5 protein-coding genes are annotated in these 5,347 nt (G+C 41.0%); all 5 read left to right on the top strand.

The window, feature by feature from the left end; all coding sequences use genetic code 11:
• Positions 1-123 precede the first annotated feature (123 nt).
• The 5 genes from AB6C75_RS22615 to AB6C75_RS22635 all read left to right on the top strand — a co-directional run bounded on the left by AB6C75_RS22615 (position 124) and on the right by AB6C75_RS22635 (position 5,194).
• Positions 124-900 (top strand): EAL domain-containing protein, encoded by a 777-nt coding sequence (locus AB6C75_RS22615; RefSeq protein WP_372109362.1) that lies wholly within the window; start codon positions 124-126, stop codon positions 898-900.
• A 103-nt stretch (positions 901-1,003) separates the two neighbouring features.
• Positions 1,004-2,623, top strand: a complete 1,620-nt coding sequence (locus tag AB6C75_RS22620) for a methyl-accepting chemotaxis protein (protein WP_372109356.1) — start codon at positions 1,004-1,006, stop codon at positions 2,621-2,623.
• A gap of 12 nt (positions 2,624-2,635) precedes the next feature.
• Positions 2,636-3,886 (top strand): hypothetical protein, encoded by a 1,251-nt coding sequence (locus AB6C75_RS22625; RefSeq protein WP_372109358.1) that lies wholly within the window; start codon positions 2,636-2,638, stop codon positions 3,884-3,886.
• Between the two features lie 11 nt (positions 3,887-3,897).
• Positions 3,898-4,293 carry a phosphate ABC transporter substrate-binding protein gene (locus tag AB6C75_RS22630; protein ID WP_009846438.1) on the top strand — a complete coding sequence of 132 codons (396 nt, stop codon included), beginning with the start codon at positions 3,898-3,900 and terminating at the stop codon, positions 4,291-4,293.
• Positions 4,294-4,612: 319 nt separating this feature from the next.
• Positions 4,613-5,194 carry a TetR/AcrR family transcriptional regulator gene (locus AB6C75_RS22635; RefSeq protein WP_372109360.1) on the top strand — a complete coding sequence of 194 codons (582 nt, stop codon included), beginning with the start codon at positions 4,613-4,615 and terminating at the stop codon, positions 5,192-5,194.
• Positions 5,195-5,347: the final 153 nt, after the last annotated feature.

Genomic DNA, 5,347 nt, shown 5'->3' on the forward strand with positions numbered 1-5,347 from the left:
CCCTTAGAGGGCGTCACCCAATAAGCCTCCGGCTCCGCCGGAGGTCATTTAACTAACCTTAACTCTACAAAAGAAGCGGCTGCTTCTAATTCTAATAGCGACATCGTTATTACGGATGAAGACATAGCAAAAGCGGTAAGCAACCAAGAGTTTATGTTCTATTACCAACCGATAGTGTGTATCCATAGTGGTGAATGGCGAGAAAGTGAATCGCTAATTCGATGGCAGCACCCTCGTTATGGCGTACTCAGCCCTTTTTTCTTTTTGTCTCGGTTACTTGAGTCAGGAAAAATGGGAGAGGTGATGAAGTATTTAATCAATCAAGCGATCAATGAGAAGTCATTTCTCGGAGAGCGGAGATTTGCAATAAACCTGACAGCTAAAGATATTATTGACGGTGATATTGTTGATTATATCTTCGCTTTGATCGACCAAGGTGAACTTGAGACAGAGCAGATAAAATTGGAATTAACAGAATCTGATTTAGTTGAAAGTGTCGCTCTTGCTTTGGCGTCCACCACGAGGATATGCATGCGCGGTATTCCCCTGGCGATTGACGACTTTGGAACAGGTTACTCTTCACTCAAGCAATTAGATGACCTGCCATTTTCAGCACTGAAACTGGATATCGACTTTGTGAAAAACATTCAAAGCAGTCGTTCAAGCCACGCCATTGTTCGCGCTACTCTCTACTTGGCTCACTTATTAGAACTGAGTACAGTTGCTGAAGGGGTTGAGGATCATTCTCTTTGGATGGACATTCGTGAAATCAGTAATGTCGACACATTGGTTCAGGGCTATTTTATCGCTCGTCCAATGCCTGCTCGTAAACTATTAGAGTGGAAAGAAGACTGGGACAGCAAAATTAAAGAGCTGAACTTAATTAAAGAAATTAAATAAGCGGGCTTTGAACATAACGGTAAATTTGTTTAGTGAATGTGTTCGCTATTAAATATGAACAAACGTTACCATCAGCCACAACCAGCGCTAATGAAAAAACCTTATGCTATTGTCTCGCTATATCAACATTAAAGTACAGTTTATTGTACTGCTCTCAATAATATCTCTTAGCCTAGCTGCCATTATCTCAATAAATGTCTTTATTCATAATGATAATAGTCAGCGCCTAAAGCAGTTAGAGTCAAGTTACTACCCTGCACTTGAGCATGCGACGAAAATATATTCTCTTTTACCTAACGTGAAGCAACAGTTCGAAGCTGCTGTCGTGATGGAAGATGAGCAAGCTCTCGATTTTGCACGTCAAATTTCTTCTGAACTGCAAGTTGAAGCGAGTTGTGGTGCCGATGTTTTACCTTCACAAGCGACAGTTTTTAATAAACTGTCACAACAACTAGCAAGGTACACGGATTCTGCGTACGCGCTGAGCGAAGATTTTATTAATCTCAATGACTCTTTCGAGAGCCTGACCTCCAGAGCGAACCAACTTAGCACTGAATATGATTCATTAGTTGCGTTAAGCGAGACGTTACGTGCATCCGCGAGTCAGAAGGTCGTAGACACTATCTTGCACTCTGAAAAAGCCGCAAACGACGCTGCGAATCAATCTATTTGGTTAGGTGTGTTCTTTTTGATCTCTGTGATTTCGGTTGGTTACGCAATATTCAAATCGGTTATTAGCTCAATATTGCTTGTGACAGAAAAGATGAAGGCGATTGCGACTGGGGATGGTGACTTAACGGTACGCATCGACTACGCAGGAAAAGATGAGATATCAACGCTTGTTGAGAGTTTCAATCAATTCATTGAAAAGCTACAAGGCATTATCGCGAGTACGTTAAGCATTGGACACGAGCTTGAGGTTGTCAGCGACAAGATTCGTAGCGAGTCGAATCAAACCTTGGCTCTAAATAGCACTCAACGTGATCACATCGAAGAGGTTACCGAGGCGGTTAATAACATCATCGACCTCATAGAACAAGTTGTTAACTTTGCATCGCATGCAGATTCTCAAGCTCAAAAAGCCAATTCTAGTGCTCAAACAGGAACACAAGTGGTTCTTAAAACGAGTAAAGAAATTGAAGAGCTTGCGACAAAAATCCGTGATACGGCCTGTAAGTTGAAAGAACTCGATCAGAATGCAAGCAATGTTGGCTCAATACTAAACACAATACAAAGTGTCGCTGAGCAAACGAATTTATTAGCACTAAATGCTGCAATTGAAGCTGCGCGAGCTGGTGAACATGGCCGAGGCTTTGCTGTTGTGTCCGACGAAGTGCGCGTGTTAGCGAACAATACTCAACAATCCGCAACAGAAATTAATGCCCTGTTGGTCGACCTTAAGTCCGGCTCTAACGCTGCTGTTGGCGCTATGGACCAAGGCTTAGCGAGCTCGTCACAGGCGGTTGGAGACGCGCAAAACGCGGGTGACTATCTATTAGAAATTAGTGGCCAGGTAGAAGAAATTACCGAGCTCAACAAACAAATTGCAAGTACTACAGAGCATCAAGCTCGTGCTTCAAAACAAATCCACACCCATATGGATGATTTTAGACAGTGCTCTCATCAAGTGTCTCAGTCGACAGATCAACTCGAAGCTCTAAGTCACCAACTGAGTGGCATCGTTACAGAGCTGAGTAAATCAACATCACAATTTAAAGTATAACGGAGAACAACAATGACTAACTCCTCTTTTCGCTTATTGCCGTTAGCGGTAGCACTTGCGACTTCATTCGCTGCACACGCTACAGATGAGCAAAAATTGGCTGAGCTTGAAAACAAGGTCGCTATTCTTGAAGCAAAAGAACTAAATTCAGTCGCTGATAAATTTAGCTTCAATGGTTTTGCGTCTTTGAACATGCAACTTGGTAACAATAGCCATGGTTTCATGAAGTCACAAAACAAAGTACGCTTTGATGAAGGTTCTCTAATTGGTTTGCAAGGTGAGTTTGAAGTTAACGACTCTACTTCAGCTGTAGTGCAAATGGTTGCGCGCGGTAACAAGAAAGAAAACTGGACACCGGATGTTGAGTGGGCATTTCTAAGCCATAAAGTAACACCAAATTTGACAGTCCGTGGCGGTAAGCTACGTCTTCCTCTGTTCATGTACTCTGACTACCTAGAAGTGGGTTACGCTCAAACAAGCGTTCGCGTTCCTAGTGAAGTTTATGGTTCTGTGGTTCTTACGTCACTTACTGGTGGTGATTTCATCTATGACGTTGAGTTAGACGACAGCACAGTATCATTCCAAGGTTTCGTAGGTTCACAAAAGCTTTCAGCGTCTAAGCATAGCTACAATGCTGATACGCAGTTTGATGACATCGCTGGTGGTGTGATCAACTGGACAGACGACACTTGGACTTTACGTACGGTTTACGCTCAAGCAGTGGTAAGCTCAGCAACAAACTGGAACGTTAAGAATAAGCCACCTATTTTAAACACAACGTTTAACGATGAGAAAGCAAAGTTCTACGGTGTTGGTGGTCGATACGACAACGGTAACCTATCGCTAGTTTCAGAAGTTACTCGTACAACGGTTGAAGGTTTCTATCACGATGTAGATTCTGCTTACCTGACAACGGCTTACCGTGTGAACGAATTCACGCCTTACGTAACTGTAGCGCACATGGAATCGACAGACGATGCAGAACGTAACAACCAGGTTAAACGTCAATACGTAAACATGGTTAAGAACCCAAGTGCTGCTACTAAATATGCTTTCGGCTCTGCAGCCGCTATCTCTAGCAACATGAATATCCAACGCACAACTTACAGCGTCGGTACTCGTTGGGACTTTATGCCTAATATCGCGCTGAAAGGTGATGTTAGCTACCTAACCAACTTCGGTTCAACTAATGGTGGTGTTAACGCATCTTACAAGAACGAAGACAACATCTTGTACACAGTTAAAGTTGACGCGGTATTTTAAGGAAGAGAATTATGTTTAAAAAAGCATTGGTAGCCGCTGCTCTTCTTAGCAGCATGAACGCTTTCGCTGGTTTGGTTGTTGTTGGCAACCCATCAATGAATGAGCTTGACGCTTCAACAGTTAAAAAACTGTATCTAGGTAAAGCAAAGTCTCTACAGATTGAAGCGGTAGACTTGGAAGACGGTCACCCACTTAAGGGTACTTTTCACCAAGCAATTACAAAGAAGACAGAAGCACAGCTTCAAGCTTACTGGGCAAAGCGAGTATTTACGGGTAAAGGTCAACCACCTAAAGCTGTAGGTCAAGAAAGCTTAGCGAAAGACATGGTCGCTAGCTCTTCAAACAAAATTGCTTATATCGATGACTCTTTAGTTGATAGCTCAGTTAAGGTTCTTCTAAAGCTTTAAGTTTGAGCTATAAAATAAAAGCTTGAGCTGTAAAGTAAAGGCTTTTCGTGTGGCGCTCTAATAGGGCGCCACTCTTACATTGGCTTACATACTGTTCGAACTCTCTTACTTACCGCTTACAATCGCTTGTCAATTTCCTATCTTATTGTTTCATAAGGCAATTTTGCTAGTTGCTTTTTGCTCTATTTTCTAAAAAATCCAAATTTTTTATATTTTTATTCATTTAGTTTGTTTGATATAAAAATGGGCATGTTGAGATTATTTGGTTGAGTTATAGAATGCGCGGGTAATATAAACAAATAGGTGAGGATACAATCTGATGCTAAATGACAAAAGAACAAAAATCTTGAGCTCAGCAGAAAAGCTATTTATTTCTCAGCCTTATAGTAAAGTTTCAATTCGGTCTATTGCTAAGTCTGCGGGTGTAAGCCCCGCGTTAATTCTTTATTACTTTAATAACAAAGAGCAATTGTTTGATCAGCTCATCGAAGAGCATACAAGTCGTTTTCAAGATCAGTTCTCAAAGTATCAGAGAGTGGATGGAATACAACTACAACACTTACTTTCTGAACTTATCGAGTTTTGGGAAGCTTCGCCTAACATCTTTTTACTATTCACTTTTGGCGGAAGCTCATACAATTACGAAAATTTTCAACGCCTTAAAGAGTCTAAGTTTGGTTACACCTACAATAAGACTCTTGAAAATCTTCTTTATTTAGTTGATGGCTGTAACGAGTCAAACTTTCATTATTACCAGATGTTGGTTACGTCGTTAGTGTCTCAACCATATTTAGCAAACAAGCAACAAAAATATAACAATGACAACTCTACGTTTAACCTTATGCAATACCAAGAGGTTATAGCTAGCTTATTTAAAGAAGAGACTCGCTTTGCTTATTAAATAACTGCTTATTAAATGAATTATTCGTAAGTTACATTTGGTTTTTTAAGTCTTAACTCCTAATTCCTCAAAAACTGACACGAAAAAACGCCGCTCATTTGAGCTAACACTGATCATTTAAGCATTTTCCTGATCAGTTGAACGATCCTACAG

The sequence above is a fragment of the Vibrio sp. 10N.237.312.B06 genome (assembly GCF_041464685.1).
GTDB classification, from domain to species: Bacteria; Pseudomonadota; Gammaproteobacteria; order Enterobacterales; family Vibrionaceae; genus Vibrio; species Vibrio tasmaniensis_A.